The sequence below is a fragment of the Candidatus Chloroploca sp. Khr17 genome, assembly GCF_004138165.1.
Lineage (GTDB): Bacteria > Chloroflexota > Chloroflexia > Chloroflexales > Chloroflexaceae > Chloroploca.
Genome location: NZ_RYFF01000006.1, coordinates 102,520 through 123,961, shown reverse-complemented (window position 1 = coordinate 123,961; position 21,442 = coordinate 102,520). Strand labels below are relative to the sequence as shown.

Genomic DNA, 21,442 nt, shown 5'->3' with positions numbered 1-21,442 from the left:
AGGAGATGACCGATCAGGTACGTAACGATGAGACCACCGAGAATGAGGGGTTGACGACGCCACTCACCGCAGTGGAAACTCCAGCAGTTGAGGCCACAGTAGCCCCATCAGAGCAAGCAGAAGCGGTTGTGTCTGAGGGTCAGCCTGCGTCTGAACTGACTGAGTCTGCTCTCTCAGCAGACACCGACACCGCACAGGTTGTGGCAACTGAAGATGCCTCTGCTGCTGCGGAAGCGGTCGCCACACCCGAGGCTGAGCCGGTAGTTGCAGCCGTGACCGAAGAGGCCGCGACGGTTGCAACCGTGGTGACAGGCGAAACTTCTGCCGAGTCAGGAGCTAGTTTTACCCCGGTGGCCGAGGATGGTTCGCGCCCACGTAAACTCAAAGATCTGCGTGCGGGAATGGAACTCGAAGGCCGTGTCACGTCGATTGCGCTCTATGGTATTTTTGTTGACATCGGGGTTGGGCGCGATGGTCTGGTGCATATCTCGGAAATGAGTGATACCCGCATTGATACTCCGTCTGATCTGGTGCAAATTGGCGATACCGTCAACGTGCGAATCAAAAGTGTCGATCCCGAAGCGCGCCGGATTAGTCTGACCATGCGAACCGGGAGCGGTGAACGCGAACGTGGCGCTGAGGTCGTTCGTGGGGCGGCACGCAATGCAAATCGTCCACGCCGTGCCGAGGTTGACAAAGAACGCCTTGCCTCGTTGAAAATCGGTGATGTGGTCGAAGGGGTCATTACGGGCTATGCACCGTTTGGTGCTTTTGCGGATATCGGTGTGGGCAAGGATGGCCTGGTTCACGTGAGTGAACTGGCTGAAGGTCGGGTTGAAAAGCCTGAAGATGCGGTCAAAGTTGGGGATCGCTTCGCCTTCAAAATCCTGGAAGTTGACCCCGATGGAACGCGCATCAGCTTGAGCCTGCGCCGTGCTCAACGCTCGCAGAAGATGCAGCAACTTGAGCCCAATCAGATTCTTGAAGGTGTTGTCAGTGGCATTGCCCCGTTTGGTGCTTTTGTTGATATCGGGGTTGGACGCGATGGCCTGGTGCATATTTCAGCTCTGTCGTCGAATCGGGTCAATCGAGTTGAGGATGTCGTGTCTGTTGGCGATAAGGTCAGTGTCCGGGTGCTTGAAGTTGACCAGCAGAGCAAGCGGATCAGCCTAACCATGCGGCTTGAAGAGACCGATGACGAAGCGATGGTTGAGGGTGACGAAGAGGGCTACGCTCCGGCGACGAGCAATGCCCCTGCCCAGTCACGTGCGGCGGCCAGTTCAGCGAATGCACCAGCAGCAGCACGCTTTGCCTCATCCGCAGCCGAGGCCAAGGCCGGGCGTGAGCGTGAGCGTGAGCGCCGCGAACGTCGTGAGCGTGAACGCGAGCGTCGCAATGCCGTTCAACCCGAAACCTATAGCACCGAGGATGTTGAAGAAGAGTTTGTCGGTGATGCAACCCTCGAAGATCTGCTCAGTAAGTTTGGTGGGGCGGTTCCGCCACGTCGTGAGCGCAAAACAAATAAGCGCGAAGAACAGGACTTTGACGACGATCCAGAAGAGCGCCAGGATCGGCAGGAACGCCGCCAGCGTGATGCCATCAAACGAACGTTGCAGCAGGTTGGCCGCGACGAGTAGGCTGCCCTTGCCAGGGCTTGCGCAACGGTCTGGGATGTCCCCTCCCCAGTCCCCACGTTATCAGGTGGGTGTGAGCGACTTCGTCGCTCACACCCACCTGATAACGTGGGGAATAAGTATTCGCACCTAGGGGAAACGTATTTGACACTGCCCGAACGTGGCACGTATAATACTCTGAGTTTGTCATAGAGAGGAGCGTAGATATGCCAAAACGTACATGGCAGCCCAAGCGCATTCCGCGCCGGCGTAAACATGGGTTTCTTTCACGGATGGAGACAAAAGACGGGCGTGCCATCCTGCGCCGTCGTCGCATCAAGGGTCGCTATAAACTATCGGTGAGCGATGAGCGTCGTCAGGTGCGACGTGGGCATCGCTAAATGGGTCTGCACGTCGCACAGCGTACGATCACAACACGCCTGAAGCCGTGGCTATGGTGTCATGATCTGATATGAAACGTGCTCTCCGCTTGCGTCATCCTGAACAGTTTCGGCGTGTACGAAACCAGGGTCAACGTTTCGTGTCACCCCTGCTGACCTTGTACGTGCGGATCGGCAGACCACACCGTCTTCGTTGTGGGTTCGTCGTTGGCAAGTACCTGGGAAGTGCAGTGATACGCAATCGAGCCAAACGACGAGCGCGTGAAGCTGTTCGTCTGGCTTTGCCCCACGTTGAAACAGGTTACGATCTCGTTTTTGTTGTACGTAAGCCTGAAGTGGGTGAGCTACCTTTCCCACAGTTGCAAGAGTTGGTTGAAGGATTGCTGCGCCAGGCAAAACTCTGGCGCAGCCTTTAAACTGTCGAGTGTCAATTTCGCCCCTTCCGAAGAAGATGTTTAGGTCGTCAAGGGTGCGCATACGTTGAGGAGACCATATGTGGTCATGGTTTGTTGGCCTGCTTGAGCAGGCGCTGATCTGGTTTTCATCAGCTACAGGCAATGTGGCCCTTGGCATTATTCTCTTTACCATTGCCGCACGTCTGCTTATTTTGCCCCTCACCCTGAGCTCGATTCGTTCGAGCCGGTCAATGCAGCAGCTTCAGCCGTTGATGAAAGAATTGCAGCGAAAGTACGGCAAAGATTCGCAAAAGCTGCAAGAAGAGACGATGAAGCTCTATAAAGAGCATAAGGTTAATCCAGTTGGTGGATGTCTGCCGTTGATGCTCCAGCTGCCGATCTTTTTTGGTGTGTATCAGGCGGTCTATCACCTGTTTGGTGGTGAACAGGGACGCCAGTATCTGAGTTCTGCGGCTGAAGCGGCGTTACAAGATCCTGCCGTTGCCGCAGTCTTTTCACAAAAGTTGTTTGGTGTGATTGAGCCCGGCGGTGTCGCGTTTGGGCCCAATGGTTTTGTCGGCGTGGCCTATGTTGTGCTGCCGATTCTCTCGATCGTCTTCCAGTTCTTGCAGACGGTGATGGCAACCCCACGGGTGCAGGATCCCCAGCAGAAGATGATGACCCAGATGATGATGTTTATGCCGCTGGTGTTTGGTTATATCGCCTTCACCTTCCCTCAGGGTGCGGTACTCTACTGGGTTGTCAGCAGCATGGTTGGGGTGGTGCAACAGTATTTCATTAGCGGGTGGGGTTCACTGGCCAATTATCTCAAGTTTTTACCCCCAGATGGCAAGCCGACGAGCCTGCCTACGTCGGCAGTTGCCGCCGTTGCTACCGACACGGGTGCTTCGGATGAAGCATCTGTAGCAACCACACGTGCTGATTTCTGGGATGTGATGCGTCCGTTGACCGAGTTACAGCCTGCGGTTGCATCAGCGAGTAGCACCGAAGGTGGTGCTGAGCTGATCGTGGATAAATCAGGCGAACCGGTCGATAAGGCATCTCAGGCACAGATGCGAGGACAAGTAAGTCCACGTCGCAATCGTAGACGCAAATAGGAGTAAAAGGAAGACTATGAAAAGCATCGAGATCAGCGCACGCACCGTTACGGAAGCCGTTGAGCTCGCCCTGGCGCAGCTCGGCAAAGACCGTGACGAGGTGATGATCGCGGTGCTCGAGCCTGGCGAGGCTGGTGATGAGGCCCTGGTACGTGTCACGGTGGTAGATGATGATGATGACGAACCAGTGTCTGCGCTTCCGATCACTCGAGCCTCTTCGACCGATGATGTGCAGACGATAGCCCAGACGGTGCTTGATGAGTTGCTCGCACGTATGGATATCCATGCCTATGTGACGCCAGTTGTCTCGCGGGTGCCTGGGCAAAAAGGTGATGTCGAAGAGACGATCACGCTGCACGTCGAGGGTGCCGATGAAGAGGCAATGGGCCTATTGATTGGTCGCCGTGGCGAGACACTGCGTTCTCTTCAGTTTATGCTTAATCTGCTCGTGAGTCGTCAAGTGCAGAAGTGGCCGCAAATTGTCGTTGATGTTGGCAATTATCGCCAGCGTCGCCAGGAGTCACTCGAGGGTCTGGCCCGCCGGATGGCTGAACGGGTACGCCAGACCGGTCGCCCGATGATGCTGGAACCAATGGCGGCCTACGAGCGTCGAATTGTCCACCTTGCGCTCCGTGATGATAAGACGATCTATACCGAGAGTTCGGGTGAGGGTGAGAATCGTAAGATTGTGATCTTTCCGGCACGCTCATAAGTTGTTGCTAGGCTGTTGAAGACGATGGTGCCGCAGTTTCTTGCCCTCGGGCATGCCACGTACGATCAGTTGCCTGATGGCCGGTTTGCGCCTGGGGGCACCGTGCGTTATGCGACGGGGGCTGCGGCGCGTCTGGGTTTGAATGCCGCAATGGTGACGGCAAGCACGCCATCGGCACGCCTTCCCGATCATGAAGGTGTTCAGATCGTTCTGGTGCCTTCACCTGCGGTGACAACATTTGAAAATCGCTATGAGGCTCAGCGGCGAAACCAGTGGCTGCACGCGCTGGCTTCGCCGCTTCTGCTTGAGCATCTGCCCCATGCTTGGTATGCCGCCCCGCTTGTGCATCTGGCTCCTGTTGCCCATGAATTTGATCTTGCGCTGATCACGGCGTTTCCTGAGGCGTTGATTGTGGTGACACCTCAGGGCTGGATGCGAACCTGGACCGAACCTCTGCCGGCACTCGTGCAACCGTGCCACTGGTTGCCGCCGCCAGCATTGTTGCGTCGGATCAATCTGCTGGTGGTTAGTATTGAGGATGTGGCTGGTGATGAAGCGCTGGTCGCGAGTTATGCGCGCCATTGCCCGCTCGTTGTGGTGACGCGCGGGGCTGCGGGGGCGACACTCTACCAGCATGGTGTGATCCAACCAATCGCTGCGTGTCCTGCGCAGGAAGATGATCCAACTGGTGCGGGCGATGTCTTCGCTGCGGCGATGCTCGTGCGTCTGGCTGAGACCGGTGATGCGCTGGCTGCCGCACAGTTTGCCAGTGCTGCGGCTGCCCTAGCGGTTGAAGGGCGGGATCTGGGCAATTTGACCAACCGTGACGCGGTGTTGGCTCGTCTCCAGATGTGATCGCATGCACCGCTTGCCGCGCATGACATTTCTCTGCACTCTGGCAGCACGACCGATGTGGATGGCTCAATTCCAATTGGTAGGAGAGGCTGTGGTTGATGATGATCGCATCTTGTTGGCGTAGACCGATCGGACAGATAGCGCTAGTGTTGCTCTTGGTTGTGCTGGTTACCACAAGCGCAGATCTTGCGAACGCACAGCAGCGTAGTGTTCTTACCCTGCCGGATACGCCCAGTTTGCCCGCGATCACTATCGCTGGTGATCAGTTGCTCGTCGATGGGCAACCCTTTGAGGTGCGTGGCGTCAACTACATTGACTATACCGGTGCCCCGCCTGGGTGCCCTGAATTGCATTTCGGAGCGGATGGACGCTGCCCATGGGATCAGGCGTTGATTGATGCCGATATGGTGCGCCTGCAGGCGCTTGGCGTCAATACAATCCGGATCTTTCTCAATTACTATGTGTTTGGTGGCGCACGGACAACGAGTGAAGCGTATGATAAAGCCCCTGCCCTGGCGCACCTTGATACCTTGATTGCCAGCGCCAACCGCCACGGCATCTATGTCTTGCCGGTCTTGCTGGCGAAATTTCCGCAAGATCAGCTGCACGGTGGTCAGTATGAGGCTGCCGCTGCCTTGCATATTCGCCCGGTCGTCAGTCATCTCGCAGGACGTTCCGGTCTGCTCGGCTGGGATCTCTTCAATGAGCCTGATATTGGGAGTCCGATGGACCAGCGGTGCTGGGACTGGGATAATGGTGATTTTCCGTTATGTCGTGAACTGGCTTGGCATCGCGTGGTCTTTCTCGCACGAATGAGCGCCGATGTGCGTGCTTTTGACCCCGGGCGCCCAATAACGATTGGTATGGGTTTTGGTAAAAGCTATTTCCGTCCTGCTGGACTCTATGCTTCACCGGCAGATCTGGTGGATTTCTACTCGTTTCACTACTACGACAATGATCCGTATGATGCGGGGCGCTATGCTGCGCACTGGTATTATGGAGCCGGTTTTCCCACTGATCTCCGCCGTGCGCTCGTTGAATTGAGGAATTTGCCTCAGCAAAAACCGATCGTCGTCACTGAACTCGGTTTTCCCACTGGCCCCGGAGCCCTGCGTAACGAAGAGGAATTGCGGCGAGATCTGCGCATCGGGCTTGCCACGAGCCGTGCTAGAGGTGCAGCGGGGGTTGTGCTCTGGCCTTTTCAGGCGACACTTGATGGGTTAATTGGCGATCTCTTCATCGCCAACTGAGTTGAGGGACGCTACCCATTCGCAGTAGTCTGTCAACTCCATTTGCTGGTATTCTGGAGTGTCGGCTGAAGCCGGCACTCCCTTCCGCAACAGAGCAGAAAACTTAGGTTACTGACTACTAATAATGGGGGTGCTGCTAGCTTCGCTGGCAGCACCCCCAGGTTGACACGCATCCAGGCATAGAGTATACTCAGCCATAGTTGTTAACCTGAACTTAATATATGAACGCCAGCGATGACGCGGCAAAGGGCACGAGCCCATTGTAAGCCCATTGTCTTCGTGCGAATGCATCAATGCTGACAGCAACTCCACGTTGTTGTCAGCATTTGTTATTGCCGGCTTGTCCAGGTATCAGAGGAGCGCAACCATGCGTCAGCCACCCGTCCGGTTCATTGCCCTGCTTGTTCTGTTCGCCTTGCTGCTGGGCGCGTGTGGGACAACCCCCGCCGCGCAACCGACCGCTGCTCCTGCCCCCGAGGCTACCGGTGCGCCACCGGTTGAGCCAACAGATGCCCCCGCTGAGCCTACGGCTGAAGCGACTCAACCGACCGAGCCACCCGCAGCGACCGAAGCTCCGGCTGAAGAAGAGTTTGTCTTTGGCATGATTCTGGTTGGACCGACGAATGATGGTGGCTGGAACCAGGCCCACTTCGAGGCGGCTAAGTATGCCGAGGCGCGTTTGCCGGGGTCACGCTTTATCTACATTGATAAAGTCAATCCCGCTGACCGCCCCAATGTCCAGGTTGAGCAAGCGATTGAGGAGTTGATCAGCCAGGGCGCGAAGTTTGTGATTACCAATAGCGCCGAGTTTGGTGAGGGAACCAATCTTGCGGCCGAAGCCCATCCGGATGTCTATTTCTTGCATGCCTCGGGTGATGCAGTCTTGACGGGGAGTGCGCCACCGAATGTGACCAATCTGATGGGGCGCATGGAATATGGCAAAATGATGGCAGGTTGTGCCGCTGCGCTGCAGAGCGACGCGGGCAAACTGGCCTACCTGGGCCCGTTGATTGACCCCGAGACGCGCCGTCTGGTCAACTCGACCTATCTGGGCGCGAAGTATTGCTGGGAAAATTACCGTGAGCAGCCGGCTGACAGCCTTGACTTCAAGGTGACCTGGATTGGCTTCTGGTTCAATATTCCTGGGGTTACGCTTGATCCAACCCGTGTGGCGACTGATTTTATCAGTGAAGGCAATGATGTCATCATCTCGGGCATTGATACGACTGAGGGGTTGGTTGAGGCGAATAAGGCCTCGGCAGCCGGGCGAACAGTCTGGGCGGTGCCGTATGACTACAAAGATGCCTGTGCTCAAGGTGAGGATGTGTGTCTTGGGGTGCCCTATTTTAACTGGGGGCCACGCTATACCGAGATTCTCGGTGATGCGATCGAAGGCCGGTTTGAGTCACAGTGGGAATGGATCGGGCCGGATTGGAACGATATCAATAATCCCGACAGCAGTATGATTGGGTTTATCAAGGGGCCAGGATTGACGCCTGAGAATGGGGTGCTGCTTGATGATTTCATCAGCAAACTGGCCGATGGCAGTCTGAATCTCTTTACCGGGCCGCTGAATTTCCAGGATGGGACGGTTTTTGTGGCTGATGGTGAGGTTGCTGAAGATCTGGCGATCTGGAATACACCGCAGCTACTTGAGGGTATCGAAGGTCAGAGTGCGCCGTAGCGCATAGGGCCTGTGGAAGCCAACTACGTTGCGGTCGAGCAAGTCGGCAATGTCGGCTTGCTCGACCGCAACGTATCGAGTTTTTGGGACGTAATGGAAATTGCCGTCACGAACTTAACCAAAACCTTCGGCAGCCTTCGTGCCAACGATGGGCTGTCGTTGCGCTTTGCGTCGGGCAAGATTCACGGTGTGCTGGGTGAGAACGGGGCCGGCAAAAGTACCCTGATGAAACTCGTGTCAGGTTTTCTGCAGCCCGATGCGGGTCAGCTTGCGTTTGACGGTCAGCCCGTCAGGCTACGTGGGCCGGGCGATGCGCTTCAGGCTGGGGTGGGTATGGTGCATCAAGATCCGCTTGATGTGCCTGGTTTTACGGCCCTAGAAAATCTGCTCTGTGCAGCCCCGCGGCGTGCTTTTCCTTCACGGGCGATGGCCCGGACAACATTGACCACGATGGCGCAACGCCTCGGTTTTACCCTTGCGCCTGATACGCCGGTCGGGGCGATGACGGTTGGGCAACGGCAGCAGCTCGAAATTGTCCGCCTGCTCGCCTGTGGTGCCCGTACGCTCATTCTTGATGAGCCAACGACCGGGATCACGGCGGCCCAGGCCCAAGCTCTTTTTGAAGCGCTGCGCCAACTGGCCGCTGATGGCAATACGGTGCTTTTTGTTTCCCACAAGCTTGATGAAGTGGCGGCGCTGTGCGATACCGTCAGTGTGCTGCGCACCGGGCAACTGGTCGGTGAACAGTTACCGATGCCGCAACCACAGCAACGCTTGCTCGAGTTGATGTTTGGTGAACGGATTGTGAAGACAAGTGGACAGGCGTTGTTGCTGGCAGGGGTGACGGTGGATGAACCGCCGGGTGTGCCTGTGGTTCAGCCAGGCCAGGATGAGCGATCCTCTGAGGCTAGCCTAACGACTCCACTGGTCTGGCAGCTTGAGCAGGTCACCGCTCGCGAGGGGATGGTCAGGCTACGTAACGTTGATCTGCGGATCCCGCAGGGGCGGGTCATTGGTCTGGCGGGACTGGATGGCAGTGGACAACAGATTTTGCTCCGCCTGCTGGCCGGTCGTCTGCACCCCGATAGTGGCCGGATCTTGGTCAATGGTGTGGATATGACGCGTACACGCACGCGCGCCTACCGCGAGGCCGGGATCGAATACTTGCCGGCGGATCGTATGCGTGATGGCATTGTCGGTGCCCTCTCTTTGACTGATCATTTTGCGCTGTTGCAACCGACGGGGCTTACGGTTGATCGGCAGGTTGCCGTGCAGGCGGCCCGCGAGGCGATTGCAGCGTACGAAATTAAGGCAACCCCGATCACCCCACTCATTGCGTTGTCTGGGGGGAATCAGCAGCGGGCGATGCTTGCGCTGGTGCCCGATGCTTGTCGCGGGCTGGCATGTGAACAGCCGACCCGTGGGCTTGATGTGGCCTCGGCGCAGGGGATCTGGCAACGCTTGCAGGCACGCTGTGCCACTGGCTGCTCGGTGGTTTTTGCTTCGGCGGATCTTGATGAACTTCTGGCTTATAGTGATGAGATCCTGGTGTTTTTTGCGGGCGAAATGTCGGCCCCGTTGCCACGAGCTACGCTGACGGGGGCACGTCTGGCCGAGTTGATTGGTGGCGTTGGTTTTGAACGCAGTGCGTCTTGACGCACCTTGAAGGGCGTTAGCCTGAAGTTGTTATGCAGATCCAAGACGCAGGAGGACAACTCACCAGTCGCACGACATATCGGCTAGCTGATCTCGCTGATTATCTGGCTCGTCTGGTTTTGCCTTTTCTCGGTGCCCTGGTGCTGACAACCGTGGTGTTGCTGACGGTTGATGTGGCTCCACTTGATGCATACCGAATCCTTCTTTTTGGTGCTTTCAGTACCCCGATCCGGTTTGGTGATATGGTGATGCTTGCGTCCCCGTTGATCCTCTGTGCCGGTGGGTTGACGCTGACTTTTGCCGCAGGGCTCTATAATCTGGGGATCGAAGGGCAGGTCGTGCTCGGGGCGATTGCGGCGATGATCCCGCTTCGGCTCTTTCCCGATCTGCCGCCCCCGTTGCTCTGGATGCTCAGTTTTGCGTTTGGCGCTGCCGGTGGGACGCTCTGGGCCCTGCTGGCGGCGAGTTTGCGCCTTGGGGCGGGGGTGAACGAGATCTTTGCGGGCCTGGGCTTGAATTTTCTCGCCAGTGGGATTGCGCTCTATCTTATTCTTGGGCCGTGGCGACGTGAGGGTAGTGCTTCTTCTTCGGGGACGGCGCTGTTGCCACGCGAACTCTGGTTGCCTACAATCGGTTCATTGCGCCTGGCTCCGCTTGCGCCAATCATTGCCATTGTGTCCCTGGTCGTAGTCTGGTGGGTACTGTCACGGATGCGCTGGGGTCTAGAGGTGCGGGCGGTCGGGCTAAATGGGGCGGCAGCCGATCGCCTGGGTGTGCCAGCGGTCAAACGCATGGCGCAAGCTATGGCGGGTTGTGGCCTGCTCGCCGGTCTGGCCGGCACGCTTCAGGTGCTTGGTGTTTTTCACCAACTGATTCCCAATATTTCGAGTGGGGTTGGCCTCATTGGTTTGTTGGTGGTCTTGCTGGTGCTGGCCCGCCCGATCTGGGTGTTGCCAGTGGCGGTCGTTTTTGCTACGTTTACCGTTGGGAGTGTGCAGTTGCCCCTGACTCTGGGGATTGATAGCAGCATTGCCGGTGTTTTGCAGGGGACACTCGTGCTGGCTGCCTTGGTATCACGCGGTTTGATGCAGCGCAGGAGAAGGGCATGAACCAGCTAGCGATTGATCTGGGGGCTGTGCTTGCGGCGGCGGCACCGCTGATCTTTGCCACGATGGGCGCGTTGCTCAGCGAGCGCTCGGGTGTGATCAATCTCTCGCTTGATGGCACAATTATGCTGGGGGCGATGGGTGGGTTCACGGTGGCCCTTGTGACCAACAACGTTCCACTGGGCTTTGGCGCAGCGGCGCTGATCGGGGCGGCGATCGCCTTGATCCTGTGCATCCTCAGCCTCACGCTGGGCCAATCACAGACAGCGGTGGGGTTTGTGCTTGCTCTGCTTGGGATTGAGCTCTCCTCGTTTCTTGGCGCACCAGTCGTGCGCGTGCCTGGCCCATCAGTGCCGTTTCTGCCAATTCCGTTGCTGGCTGATCTGCCCATCGTTGGAGTGATCTTTTTTCGGCATAATTTGCTGATCTATCTTAGTTTTCTGCTGGTGCCCTTCATCTGGTGGATGCTTTTTCATACACGAGTGGGTTTGACGGTGCGAGCGCTTGGTGAACGCCCTGCCGCAGCATTTGCGCGTGGGGTTCCCGTGACGCGGATGCGCTACCTGATGTGCATTCTGGGGGGGGCACTGGTGGGCATCGCCGGGGCGGCCTATTCGCTCGATCTGCGTCAGGGATGGTCGTACCGGCATACCTTTGGCATGGGATGGATCGCGCTGGCGATTGTGATCTTTGGGGGATGGCGTCCGTGGCGCGTCGCCTTTGGCTGCTATCTCTTTGCGGCGCTCGAGATTGTCGCGCTTCGCTCGCAGCGTACGATGGCAGGTGTCCCAACACAGGTCTTCCAGGTGGCACCATTTGTGCTGATGATCTTGGTGTTGGCGCTGGTCAACCTGGTCTCTAGCCCGCAAGCGTTACGGCGGATTGCGAGCCTCCCACCGACCTTGCGCGGCCCTGTCGGAATGCTTGTTGCGCGGTTGGCCGTGGCCGCCCCTGCGGCCCTTGGGCAACGCTTCGAGCGCCCTTGAGGGCGGCCTCCAAGCGTCGCTGCTTTTTGTTAGCACAAACGGCCAGCCTGCTGGCCGTTTGTGCTAGGGCAAGGTTTCAGGGTGCTGTGCCGTTTACGCTCCGCGTCGAGGGTAAAGCTGATCCGGCCCTTTCTGAAAGCATGTCGAGCAAAGGAGCGGCTTTCAGAGGCGTTGATCGAGGATGAGTTTCCAGAGCGCCATGCCGATCAAGGCAGGGTCGTGACGGATGGTGTCCTGTTTGTTCCAGAGCTCGCGTTTGCCTGAGGGGGTTTCGGTGAGGTTGCGCACCAGTGGCGTGACGCCGCGTGCGGCGATGCGGGCCAGTTCCTGGTCGTCAGGCTCAAGGAGATGCACGCCTTCGGCGGCGTAGGGCGCCAGGATCGCAGGATCAAGATCTTCACTGCGGTTGATCAAGGCGGCTGTCAAGGTGCCTGGCCCAAGCAGAGCGACCAGGTGATCGATATGGGCATAGACATTCATGCCGTCGGTTTGGCCTGGCTGGGTGGTGGTATTGCAGACAAAAACGATGCGTGCCTTGCTTGTGCGCAGGGCATCGATCATACCGTCAAAGAGCAATGAGGCCAGCACCGACGTAAAGAAACTGCCCGGGCCAAGCACAATCAGATCGGCTTCACTGATCGCTGCGAGCACCGCAGGATTGGCGGGGGCTGAAGCGGGTTTGAGAAAGAGGCGGGCAAGCGGAGGCTTGTTGAGGCCGCGTACGGCCAGTTCGGTCTCGACCAGGCTGCCATCCGCGAGCTCGGCGCAGAGATGGGCATCAACGGTTGCAACGGGCAGAATGGTCGCACGACAAGCAAGCATTGAGCTGATAATCGTGATCGCCTGCCCAAAATCGCCAGTCATCTGGGCCAGCGCAGCGATCAAGAGATTGCCAAAGGCCATGCCGTCAAGGGTTGGCAGCGTTGGGGCAACAAAGCGATATTGCATCAACCGTGCGAGCAGGTCATCGGGATCGCGGGCGAGTTTGGCGAGCGTATTGCGCAGATCGCCCGGGGCCGGGATGCCCCCAAGTTCACGCGCGATGCCGGTGCTGCGCCCGGTGTCAGTGACCGCAATCACCCCGGTGAGGTTGCCATGATAGGGCAGCATCCCCTGCAATATCTGGCTGACCCCACCACCGCCACCGATCGCTACGAGCTTGAAACCCGCTCCCTCATCTATGCCATTGGTCATGGTTTATCTCCTGGCGTCGTACTCTACCATATCCTATTGTACGGTAGATCCTTCTCTTTTCAGCCAGTACTTCTGACTTGCCGTGCCCTGAAAACTATGTTATGTTGGCAGGGAGTTTAGGGGCCGAAGGCTCCCCGAAATCAGGCTTGTGGTGGCGACAAAAGCCAGCATACGCGTTGGTTTCTCCGTTCATGCGTATGGGGCAGCGCCACCCAGGCAGCTTTCTTTTGCTGGAAAGAAGCCGAGGTTGAGAGTGCAAGCCCCGCGAGCTTCAGCCGGAGGCGTTACATTCGTATGGCAGGCAATAGCTTTGGGCAGATCTTTCGGTTAACCACATGGGGCGAGTCGCACGGGCCAGCCGTGGGATGCACGGTTGATGGGTGCCCGTCTGGGTTGCCACTCGAACCTGAGACGATCCAGCGTGAGCTTGACCGTCGCCGTGTTGGACAGAGCAAGGTGAGTTCACAACGGCAGGAACCTGATCAGGTACAGATCCTGTCGGGGGTTTTCGAGGGGCGCACCACTGGCTCGCCGATTACGATGCTTGTCTTCAACACTGACGCCAAGTCGGGGCATTACGAAAATATCAAAGATCTCTATCGACCCGGCCACGCCGATTATAGCTGGGATGCCAAGTATGGCTTTCGCGATTGGCGGGGCGGTGGGCGTTCGAGTGCGCGTGAAACCATCGGGCGGGTTGCTGGTGGGGCAATTGCGCGCTTGCTCCTCGCTCGCGAAGGAATCTCGATCATTGCCTATACGCTACAGATGGGTGATCTGTGTGCCGAGGTGTTTGACGAGGACGAGATTGAGCGCAACATTATGCGGTGCCCGGATGCGCGGGTGGCTGCGTTGATGGTTGAGCGGGTTGATCAGGCGCGTCGGTCGCTCGACTCGCTTGGTGGCATTGTCGAGGTGCGCGCCCGTGGTGTGCCACCTGGTCTGGGTGAGCCAGTCTTTGATAAACTGCAGGCTGAGATCGGCAAGGCGATGTTTTCGATCCCAGCGATCAAAGGGGTCGAGATCGGTGAGGGTTTTGGGGTCGCCGGGTTGCGTGGCTCTGAGCATAATGACCCCTTTGTGCGCCGCGAGGATGGGCGCATTGGCACAGTCAGCAACCGCCACGGAGGAATCCTCGGTGGCATTTCGACGGGCGAAGAGATTGTGGTGCGCCTGGCCGCCAAACCGCCGGCGAGCATTGCGCAGGCGCAACAAACGGTGGATCGTGAGGGCAATGCGGCGACGATCGAGGTGCGCGGGCGACACGATCCGACGGTGCTGCCGCGCCTGGTGCCGGTGGCTGAGGCGATGCTGGCACTCGTGCTGGCTGACCATCTCTTGCGCCAGCGTACGGCGCGGGTATAACGCTGAATGATGCTATGAATCTTGCGCGACCGCAAATTTCGTTGCTACTCGCAGCGATCGCTGGCCTCTGCTGGGCGGCGGCGCTGGCGCTGCTGCTTTTTGGCGGGCTTGCCCCGACTGATCCCGTCTTTGCACTGCAGCGGCTGCTCTTTTATGGGTTGGCCCTGACGGCTCCGCTGTTGACCTTTATCCCGGTTGAACGGGCGATGGGTCTGACGGGGTTGACGATTGAGGGTACCGTCGGTTCGTTTTTGTTGCTCTACATTCTTGCCTTTGTGCCTGCACCACAAGACTGGCTGCTTGATTTGCCTGATCTGCCCATCTACGCCCTCTTCATCGGGGCTCTCTTTCTGGTTGGGGCGGCGATCAGTCGTCCTTTTCTTCATGCTACCAGCCTGCGCCTCTTTCGCACACGGGCGCGAGCGCTTGATAGTCGGCGAGTGCGTCGTCAGTCGTATGAAATTGGCCTGCTGGTGGCAATGATTGCCATGCTCGCCGGGCTACGGGTGCTCACCTGGGTCAGTTTGCTGTTGCTGACGGTGGTGGTCGTGATTGCTGAATTGCTCTTTCTCGCGCAGGTGGGTGCCGAAGTAAGCGGCGAAGTCTAAGGAGCATGCATGGTTCGGATAAGCATTATCGGGATGGGATTGATTGGCACGTCGCTTGGCATGGCGTTGCGTTCGGCTGAGGCGAGCGAGTCGCCGCTGGGGGCCCTGGAAGTTGTCGGGTGGGATCGTGATCAGCGGGCGGTCAAGGAGGCACGCGGGCGGCTGGCGATTGATCGCGAGGCGCGGACGCTGGCCGAGGCGGTGCGTGACGCTCAGATTATTGTGGTGGCAACCCCGGTGCGTGCGATCCGCGAGGTGTTTGCCCAGCTTGGCCCGCTGCTGGCGTCAGGCACGGTTGTCACTGATGTTGCGAGTACCAAGGCCGAAGTGTCCCGGTGGGCCGCAACCTTGCCGTCGGGGGTGGCTTATGTGGGTGGGCACCCAATGGCAGGCAAAGAGAAAGCCGGGGCAAAAGCCGCCGATCCTGAGCTCTTCAATGGAGCGATCTACTGTTTAACCACCGGGCGGAGCACCCCTCAGGCGGCGCTTGAAGCGGTTGAGGCGATGGTGCGGACGGTCGGAGCCAAACCGTACTATATCGACCCTGAAGAGCATGATGTCTATGTGGCTGGTATCTCGCACCTGCCTATGTTGCTTTCGGTCGGATTGGTCGAGATCACCGGGCGCAGCCCAGCCTGGAAAGAGATGGCGGCCCTGGCGGCGACGGGCTTTCGCGACGTTTCGCGGCTCGCCTCGGGTGACCCTGAAATGCACCGCGATATCCTGATGACCAATCGCGACGGCCTCAAGCGCTGGATCAACGAGATGATCAGCTTTCTGTTGGAAGTCCGCGATCAGGTTGACGAGGGCGACGCCGAGGACATCGAGGCGTTGCTGCAACGGGTACGCGAGCAACGCGAAGGCTGGCTTGAGACGCGGCCCGGCCTGCGCCCCGGTGAAGATGCCTTTTTGCACCAACCTGAACCCGAACGCCGCAACCTGCTCACCTTTCGCCTCCCGCGACGGCGCCCGTAAGATCGCTCTTCTCTCGGGCTAGACCCAATACTTTTCAAATAAGCTCACGCGAAGACGCGAAGACGCGAAGGGTGAAGCCCACCTACGCAAAGGTGCGCGGGTAGGGCGATTGCATCATACAAAACCGGAGACAAAAAGACGCGCTATCAGGGCACCCGCAAGGGGTGCCCCTACCGGCCGGGGTTCGGACCCGGTGTACGGGCACCCCTTGCGGGTGCCCTTGGGGGAATGTATACACGGAAGATGCCATCGCCCTGGGTGCGCGGGCGGGACGATCGCTTCGGGAGCAACAGCGGGCGGGAGGCCCGCGCACCCGGGCTTGCAAAACACCAGAAAACGTACGGTACAAACCATTTACCGTGCCGAGGCACGAACGACCCAGGTGCCCTGATCGGCATCCCACCCCCAGGTGGCTTGACGAGCCTGGGGGTTGCCGGTGGCGCTCGATTGCAATGAGAAGTTGAAGGGCACCAGATCAACAACGAGTTCGTCGCCAACGAGACGCATTTTGCGGGCACGTTCGCCGGCGGTGGCTCCGGCGGTGGTGAGATCGAGGAGGGAGCGCAGTGGCCCGCTGGGGTTTCCGCTGGCATCGAGCGGAAGTGCAACAAGATCAGGGCTGCGTGCCAGGCCCGCATAGAGATCATAGCCATCGGGGGTTGCCACAACGAGCACCGCCATCACATCAAGGCCCGTCACCAGGCTGGTCTGTTGCCCAGCGCGATCGAGTGCAACGATGCCGCCCCGTTCTTCGCCAGGGGTTGAGCCAATGACAGTGCCGACGAAGAGGCGGTCAAGCCCACAGGCATAGGTCAGGCCCAGAACCCCAAACGGATTGCGCTCGCCAGCCTCGCCTGCGAGGGTGACAAAGGGATGCATTGTCCCGGTGGCACTATCAACGCGCCAGAGGGTGGTCACGCCTGCCAGGGGGTTATCTTGCAGTGAAATCCGCGGAGTGGGGGCCACATAGACATTGCCCATTTGATCATAGGCCATGGCCCCAAGGTACCCGGCATCGTCCCAGGTTGGGTGCTGGTAGACGGTTGCGTCGGTGAGCAGAACGAGGCCTTGTTCGGTGCGATCGGTTGCCAGCGCTAGCGTACCGCCGGCTTCGGCAGTGAAGGTAGTGGCAAAGGCGGGCAACCCGCGGCATCCGTCGGTTGCTAACGGGACGGTGGCAGTCGGTTGGTTTGTTGGCGACCTCGTGACCAACATAACGATCAAAAGAAGCGTTCCGAGGGCCAAAAGCATCCCCATTGCCAGCATGGTACGTCGGGAGTTATGCCGTGGTCTGGGCTGCTGCCCGGATGGTAAGCGGGAACGTCTCATATGCCTCCTTCATGTGGAAACGGCTGCCATATGGCAGCCGTTGGGGGTATAAGGGGACGACAGTGGGGTTATTAGAGGTATCTGTCAGGGACACGTCTGTCGCTCCGGACGCCTGACCTGTGATGAGTATAATAAACCCGGTTACAAACAAGATCAGCCTTAGGGCGGATTATCCTTGACTCTTGAGTACTGGTTACAAACGCGATCAGCTGCAGGGCAGATTATCCTTGACGCCCCAGTGAAGGGATCTTTCCCGGGGATAACTGTCTCTCTTCCAACGGGAGGGCGCTCGGCGTGTACCATGCCTATGACATCCCTATGGGCCTGCGGTTCCCAGACCTGGTTGCTTTGCTGGACAACAAGCCAGCTTAGTTGGCTTGTTGTCCAGCAAAGCACAACGAGAGAGGTTCTTATGACGGCTGAACGAGACATTGGCGCACAACACAACGCATTTCTCGAAGCCTTGCTTGCCATTGATCGCCTTGAGGTGCGGCGCCTGCTCGAAGAACTTGTGACCGAGATGAGTCCGGTCATGATGGTTGAGCAACTCATTGTGCCGGCGCTTGAAGTGATTGGTGAACGCTGGGAGCAAGGTGACGTATCGCTGGCCCAGGTCTATATGAGTGGGCGTATCTGTGAAGAGATTGTTGATACGCTTTTGCCAGCGGCGAATGTGCAGCAGCAAAGACAACCTGTTATCGCGATTGCAGTGCTCGAAGACTACCATATGCTGGGCAAGCGGATGGTCTATGCGACATTGCGCTCGGGTGGCTTTGTTGTCAGCGATTATGGTCGGATTGATACCGATAATCTTGTTGCCAGAGTTGTGCGTGAACGGGTTGCCATTTTGCTTATTTCGGTGTTGATGCTGCCCTCGGCATTGCAGGTCAAAGCGGTGCGTCAGCGACTCGATGCGGCAGGATGGCGACCAAAAATCATAGTTGGTGGTGCCCCGTTCCGGTTTGACCGACAGCTCTGGCAAGAGGTCGGGGCCGATGCGATGGGCAGCACGGCGTCGGATAGTGTTGCGCTGGTGACGAGTTTCCTGGAGGCATCCGCATGACAGCTATGACTTCACTAGAGCGGGTCTTGACGACGCTTGGGCATCAGGAACCTGATCGGGTGCCGCTCTTTCTGCTCGTCACGATGCATGGCGCACGTGAACTGGGCCTGTCGTTGCGGGACTATTTCGCGCACGCCGAGTATGTGGCTGAAGGTCAGTTGCGGATGGCACGCAAGTATCAGAGCGACTGCCTCTACGCACTTTTTTATGCGGCCCTAGAGGTCGAGGCGTGGGGGGGCGAGGTAATCTTCAGCGATGATGGTCCGGCCAACGCAGGCGAGCCAATGATCCGCAAGCCGGAAGAGATTCGCACGCTCAAAGCACCTGCGGTTGAAAGCTCACCTGTGCTTGGGCGTGTTCTCGAGGCGATCAGGCAGATGCGTGCGCGCAGTGAGGAGGCGATGCCGATCATTGGGGTTGTGATTGCCCCGTTCTCCTTGCCCGTGATGCAACTGGGCTTCGAGCAGTACCTGACGTGGATGTACGAACAGCCTGAGGTGGTCAAACATCTCTTGCAGATCAATGCAGAATTTTCGGTGGCCTGGGCCAACGCGCAGCTTGACGCCGGGGCGACGGCCATCTGCTATTTTGATCCGGTTGCCTCAACCACGGTGGTCGCGCGGGAACAATATCTGGACTTTGATCATCGCCTGAGTAAAGACGTGATTGCACGGATCAAAGGGCCGGTCGCAACCCACGTGGCCTCGGGGCGCTGCATGCCGCTGCTTGATGATTTTGCGCAGACAGGGACACTGGCGGTTGCGGTCAGTATCGAGGAAGATCTGGCCCTGATGAAGCAGAAGGTCGCGGGCCGGGTGAGTCTGCTTGGCAATCTGAATGGGATTGAGATGCGTCGTTGGACGGAAGTCGAGGCTGAGGTGGCCGTCAAGGCGGCGCTTGCGGCGGCGGGGCCCGGGGGCGGCTTTATTCTCGCCGATAATCATGGTGAAATACCTTTCCAGGTACCTGAAACAACATTGCTGGCGATCAGTGAAGCGGTACAACGCTGGGGTCGGTATCCGCTCGACTGGGTAAGTAATGAACGGTAAGCTCTGTCTGCGCGTGTGTCGACACTATTATGAGGATGTAGCGCAGGCTGTCCGTGAACTTGGGTATCCTTTTGTAACCGTTGAAGCATATGCACTGACCTGCGGGCGACCGCAATTGTTGCAGCATACCGACCAGATCTTTGCACGACCAGTTGCTTCGTCACGAACTGATCTGATCGTGCTTGGCGCATGTGCGGCAACACCCGATGCACTCCCGGCGAAGCTAGACGCTCAGACGCAGTTGATTCATCTGAGCCACTGTCTGGTCATGCTTGCCGGGCCAGAGTTGATCGACACCGAAACGAAACACGGCACCTACCTGCTTTCGCCGGGCTGGTTGCGGGCTTGGCGTGCGCATCTGTATGCGTGGGGGTTTGATCAAATGCTCGCCCGTGACTACTTTCACGAGGCGGTCGAAGAGTTGTTGTTGCTTGATACCGAGACTGATCCCGAGGCGCTGTCTAGGTTAGAAGAATTTGCCGCCTATCTTGCCCTGCCGTACCGGGTGCGGACGATTGGGCTTGATTATCTCAAGCTCTACCTGGCGAAGATCATTTTAGAATGGTATCTCAAGACATCACAAACCGAGACGAAAAGCGTCTTGCAAGATGCGAAGCGCAAAATTGCCGAATATGCGATGGCCTTTGATCTGCTGGTTGATCTCTCGCAGATCCGTTCAGAAGAAACAACCATTACCGCAATTCGCCATATGTTTGCGATGCTCTTTGGCTGTAACAATCTAGAATACGCCCAGATCCAGGGTCATCAGATTGTCGCTGTTTTTGCCAAAGATGGTCACGATCAGCCCGCACGCCACGGTGAACTTGCGCCGGTACTAGCCTCGATGGAGGGTGATCACGCGCTTATTCCTCAGGAAGAGGGCTTTTATCTGCGGATCCGCTATCACGACGAGACCTTTGGCCTGGTGGTGGTACGGCATATCACCTTTCCCGAATATCGCAATCAATACCTCAACCTGGGGTTGGCGATTGCCAATCAGTGTGGGCTTGCCCTGGCTAATGCGCGCACCTATTCGATGTTGCGCGAGGCGGAATCCTCATTACGGAGTGAACGTGATTTGACGGAAGAACTGCGCCAGATGATGGCCCATCTCAACTCGAATGTTGATATGGATGCGATGTTACATCAAGTATTAGTGCAGCTTGATAAGATAGTGCCAAACCACCAGTCGCTTCTTTTCTTATTGGAAGAGAACACCCTGCGCCTTGTTTCTGCCCATCCTGTTGAATGGACAGCCAGACTAACTGGTAAAGAGTTCAGTTCTGAACAGCCCCCATTTGCCGAGATTATGCAACGTCGGATGCCGCTCATACTTGATGCAGCGGCCATGGCGTCGCTTGAGCTTCCCCTGGTAACAGGTTTCAAGAGCTGGATGGGTCTCCCGCTGCTTTATCAAGAGCATCTGCTCGGGCTTTTAACGCTTGGAAGCAAGCAGGAAGAGACATATACGCCAAGTCAGGTAGCGATGATGCAGGTGCTCGCCAATGAGGTTGCCACAGCCCTCGAGAATGGGCGGCTCTTCCGCGAAGTCTATATGCTGGCTGGAACTGATCCGCTGACGAGGCTGTACAATCGGCGGCGGTTTAGTGAACTGGCCGAGACCGAGTTCAGGCGCGTGCAGCGTTATGGGGGCAAACTCTCGGCGATCTTTATGGATATTGACCATTTCAAGCGGGTGAATGATGTCTTTAGCCATGCCGTTGGCGATCAGGTGCTGGAGCACGTAGCAAAAGCGCTTAAGCAGGTACGCCCACTCGATATTGTTGCCCGCTATGGCGGCGAAGAGTTTATCATTGTCTGTCTAGAGACCGGTTTGAGTGAGGCGATGCAGGTTGCCGAGCGCTTGCGACAGATCATCGAGCGTATGCCCGTTGAGACGTTGAGTGGGCCAGTGCAGATCACAATGAGCTTTGGGGTCGCAACGCTTGAACCCGATCTCACGACCCTGGGTGAATTGATCTGGCGGGCTGACCAGGCACTCTATTATGCGAAGTATACCGGACGCAATCGGGTGTCTACCTGGAAAGAGGCAGAAACGCATTAGCAGGGGCGTTGTGGTACA

At 57.8% G+C, this 21,442-nt stretch carries 18 protein-coding genes and 1 pseudogene; 17 read left to right on the top strand and 2 right to left on the bottom strand.

Annotated elements, in window-relative coordinates; translation table 11 throughout:
* Positions 1-5: 5 nt before the first annotated feature.
* The 11 genes and pseudogenes from EKD05_RS05735 to EKD05_RS05685 all read left to right on the top strand — a co-directional run bounded on the left by EKD05_RS05735 (position 6) and on the right by EKD05_RS05685 (position 11,776).
* Positions 6-1,637, top strand: coding sequence for a S1 RNA-binding domain-containing protein (locus EKD05_RS05735; RefSeq protein ID WP_129671481.1), 1,632 nt, complete (start codon positions 6-8; stop codon positions 1,635-1,637).
* A 203-nt stretch (positions 1,638-1,840) separates the two neighbouring features.
* Entirely contained in the window at positions 1,841-2,014 is a 174-nt protein-coding gene (gene rpmH / locus EKD05_RS05730; protein WP_097651798.1) for a 50S ribosomal protein L34, read from the top strand.
* A 71-nt stretch (positions 2,015-2,085) separates the two neighbouring features.
* Positions 2,086-2,415, top strand: a pseudogene (rnpA, locus tag EKD05_RS05725) (ribonuclease P protein component); the annotation flags it as partial.
* Positions 2,416-2,507: 92 nt separating this feature from the next.
* The gene (locus EKD05_RS05720) at positions 2,508-3,527 is read left to right on the top strand and encodes a YidC/Oxa1 family membrane protein insertase (protein WP_129671479.1); all 1,020 of its coding nucleotides are present in this window, start codon (positions 2,508-2,510) and stop codon (positions 3,525-3,527) included.
* A gap of 16 nt (positions 3,528-3,543) precedes the next feature.
* The gene (gene jag / locus EKD05_RS05715) at positions 3,544-4,239 is read left to right on the top strand and encodes an RNA-binding cell elongation regulator Jag/EloR (RefSeq protein WP_097651801.1); all 696 of its coding nucleotides are present in this window, start codon (positions 3,544-3,546) and stop codon (positions 4,237-4,239) included.
* A gap of 24 nt (positions 4,240-4,263) precedes the next feature.
* Positions 4,264-5,094: a PfkB family carbohydrate kinase gene (locus EKD05_RS05710; protein ID WP_129671478.1), complete on the top strand. Its 831-nt coding sequence runs from the start codon at positions 4,264-4,266 to the stop codon at positions 5,092-5,094.
* 98 nt (positions 5,095-5,192) lie between these two features.
* Positions 5,193-6,344: a cellulase family glycosylhydrolase gene (locus tag EKD05_RS05705; protein ID WP_129671477.1), complete on the top strand. Its 1,152-nt coding sequence runs from the start codon at positions 5,193-5,195 to the stop codon at positions 6,342-6,344.
* 367 nt (positions 6,345-6,711) lie between these two features.
* Complete coding sequence (locus EKD05_RS05700; RefSeq protein WP_129671476.1) at positions 6,712-8,028, top strand: BMP family protein; 1,317 nt, start codon at positions 6,712-6,714, stop codon at positions 8,026-8,028.
* Positions 8,029-8,040: 12 nt separating this feature from the next.
* The gene (locus EKD05_RS05695) at positions 8,041-9,684 is read left to right on the top strand and encodes an ABC transporter ATP-binding protein (RefSeq protein ID WP_240695654.1); all 1,644 of its coding nucleotides are present in this window, start codon (positions 8,041-8,043) and stop codon (positions 9,682-9,684) included.
* A 32-nt stretch (positions 9,685-9,716) separates the two neighbouring features.
* Positions 9,717-10,793: an ABC transporter permease gene (locus EKD05_RS05690; protein ID WP_129671475.1), complete on the top strand. Its 1,077-nt coding sequence runs from the start codon at positions 9,717-9,719 to the stop codon at positions 10,791-10,793.
* Positions 10,790-11,776, top strand: coding sequence for an ABC transporter permease (locus EKD05_RS05685; RefSeq protein WP_129671474.1), 987 nt, complete (start codon positions 10,790-10,792; stop codon positions 11,774-11,776). Before EKD05_RS05690 ends, EKD05_RS05685 begins: the two co-directional genes overlap by 4 nt.
* 162 nt (positions 11,777-11,938) lie before the next feature.
* Here the strand turns inward: EKD05_RS05685 and yvcK are convergent, their stop codons facing one another.
* Complete coding sequence (gene yvcK / locus EKD05_RS05680) at positions 11,939-12,970, bottom strand: gluconeogenesis factor YvcK family protein (RefSeq protein ID WP_129671473.1); 1,032 nt, start codon at positions 12,968-12,970, stop codon at positions 11,939-11,941.
* 294 nt (positions 12,971-13,264) lie between these two features.
* On the opposite strand from yvcK, the gene aroC reads away from it, so the two are divergent.
* From aroC to EKD05_RS05665, 3 genes are read left to right on the top strand one after another with little or no spacing between them, the layout of a single operon-like run.
* Positions 13,265-14,335: a chorismate synthase gene (gene aroC / locus EKD05_RS05675; RefSeq protein WP_129671472.1), complete on the top strand. Its 1,071-nt coding sequence runs from the start codon at positions 13,265-13,267 to the stop codon at positions 14,333-14,335.
* A gap of 14 nt (positions 14,336-14,349) precedes the next feature.
* Complete coding sequence (locus EKD05_RS05670; RefSeq protein WP_129671471.1) at positions 14,350-14,943, top strand: hypothetical protein; 594 nt, start codon at positions 14,350-14,352, stop codon at positions 14,941-14,943.
* 9 nt (positions 14,944-14,952) lie between these two features.
* Positions 14,953-15,918, top strand: a complete 966-nt coding sequence (locus EKD05_RS05665) for a prephenate dehydrogenase/arogenate dehydrogenase family protein (protein WP_129671470.1) — start codon at positions 14,953-14,955, stop codon at positions 15,916-15,918.
* A 354-nt stretch (positions 15,919-16,272) separates the two neighbouring features.
* Here the strand turns inward: EKD05_RS05665 and EKD05_RS05660 are convergent, their stop codons facing one another.
* The gene (locus EKD05_RS05660) at positions 16,273-17,247 is read right to left on the bottom strand and encodes a hypothetical protein (RefSeq protein ID WP_129671469.1); all 975 of its coding nucleotides are present in this window, start codon (positions 17,245-17,247) and stop codon (positions 16,273-16,275) included.
* Positions 17,248-17,659: 412 nt separating this feature from the next.
* On the opposite strand from EKD05_RS05660, the gene EKD05_RS05655 reads away from it, so the two are divergent.
* From EKD05_RS05655 to EKD05_RS05645, 3 genes are read left to right on the top strand one after another with little or no spacing between them, the layout of a single operon-like run.
* Positions 17,660-18,310, top strand: coding sequence for a B12-binding domain-containing protein (locus EKD05_RS05655; RefSeq protein WP_129671468.1), 651 nt, complete (start codon positions 17,660-17,662; stop codon positions 18,308-18,310).
* Entirely contained in the window at positions 18,307-19,359 is a 1,053-nt protein-coding gene (locus EKD05_RS05650) for a uroporphyrinogen decarboxylase family protein (RefSeq protein WP_129671467.1), read from the top strand. The genes EKD05_RS05655 and EKD05_RS05650 overlap by 4 nt, the downstream gene beginning before the upstream one ends.
* A complete protein-coding gene (locus EKD05_RS05645; protein WP_129671466.1) occupies positions 19,349-21,424 on the top strand; it encodes a diguanylate cyclase in 2,076 nt (691 codons plus the stop codon). The genes EKD05_RS05650 and EKD05_RS05645 overlap by 11 nt, the downstream gene beginning before the upstream one ends.
* The last annotated feature ends 18 nt before the right edge of the window (positions 21,425-21,442 follow it).

What these genes read in the sequence shown, in the direction of transcription:
- EKD05_RS05735 (WP_129671481.1), top strand. Translation starts at nt 6, where the DNA reads ATGACCGATCAGGTACGTAACGATGAGACCACCGAGAATGAGGGGTTG.
- aroC (WP_129671472.1), top strand. Translation starts at nt 13,265, where the DNA reads ATGGCAGGCAATAGCTTTGGGCAGATCTTTCGGTTAACCACATGGGGC.
- EKD05_RS05705 (WP_129671477.1), top strand. Translation starts at nt 5,193, where the DNA reads ATGATGATCGCATCTTGTTGGCGTAGACCGATCGGACAGATAGCGCTA.
- EKD05_RS05700 (WP_129671476.1), top strand. Translation starts at nt 6,712, where the DNA reads ATGCGTCAGCCACCCGTCCGGTTCATTGCCCTGCTTGTTCTGTTCGCC.
- EKD05_RS05710 (WP_129671478.1), top strand. Translation starts at nt 4,264, where the DNA reads ATGGTGCCGCAGTTTCTTGCCCTCGGGCATGCCACGTACGATCAGTTG.
- EKD05_RS05655 (WP_129671468.1), top strand. Translation starts at nt 17,660, where the DNA reads ATGACGGCTGAACGAGACATTGGCGCACAACACAACGCATTTCTCGAA.
- EKD05_RS05660 (WP_129671469.1), bottom strand. Translation starts at nt 17,247, where the DNA reads ATGAGACGTTCCCGCTTACCATCCGGGCAGCAGCCCAGACCACGGCAT.
- EKD05_RS05665 (WP_129671470.1), top strand. Translation starts at nt 14,953, where the DNA reads ATGGTTCGGATAAGCATTATCGGGATGGGATTGATTGGCACGTCGCTT.
- EKD05_RS05650 (WP_129671467.1), top strand. Translation starts at nt 18,307, where the DNA reads ATGACAGCTATGACTTCACTAGAGCGGGTCTTGACGACGCTTGGGCAT.
- EKD05_RS05720 (WP_129671479.1), top strand. Translation starts at nt 2,508, where the DNA reads ATGTGGTCATGGTTTGTTGGCCTGCTTGAGCAGGCGCTGATCTGGTTT.
- EKD05_RS05690 (WP_129671475.1), top strand. Translation starts at nt 9,717, where the DNA reads ATGCAGATCCAAGACGCAGGAGGACAACTCACCAGTCGCACGACATAT.
- EKD05_RS05670 (WP_129671471.1), top strand. Translation starts at nt 14,350, where the DNA reads ATGAATCTTGCGCGACCGCAAATTTCGTTGCTACTCGCAGCGATCGCT.
- jag (WP_097651801.1), top strand. Translation starts at nt 3,544, where the DNA reads ATGAAAAGCATCGAGATCAGCGCACGCACCGTTACGGAAGCCGTTGAG.
- yvcK (WP_129671473.1), bottom strand. Translation starts at nt 12,970, where the DNA reads ATGACCAATGGCATAGATGAGGGAGCGGGTTTCAAGCTCGTAGCGATC.
- EKD05_RS05645 (WP_129671466.1), top strand. Translation starts at nt 19,349, where the DNA reads ATGAACGGTAAGCTCTGTCTGCGCGTGTGTCGACACTATTATGAGGAT.
- EKD05_RS05685 (WP_129671474.1), top strand. Translation starts at nt 10,790, where the DNA reads ATGAACCAGCTAGCGATTGATCTGGGGGCTGTGCTTGCGGCGGCGGCA.
- rpmH (WP_097651798.1), top strand. Translation starts at nt 1,841, where the DNA reads ATGCCAAAACGTACATGGCAGCCCAAGCGCATTCCGCGCCGGCGTAAA.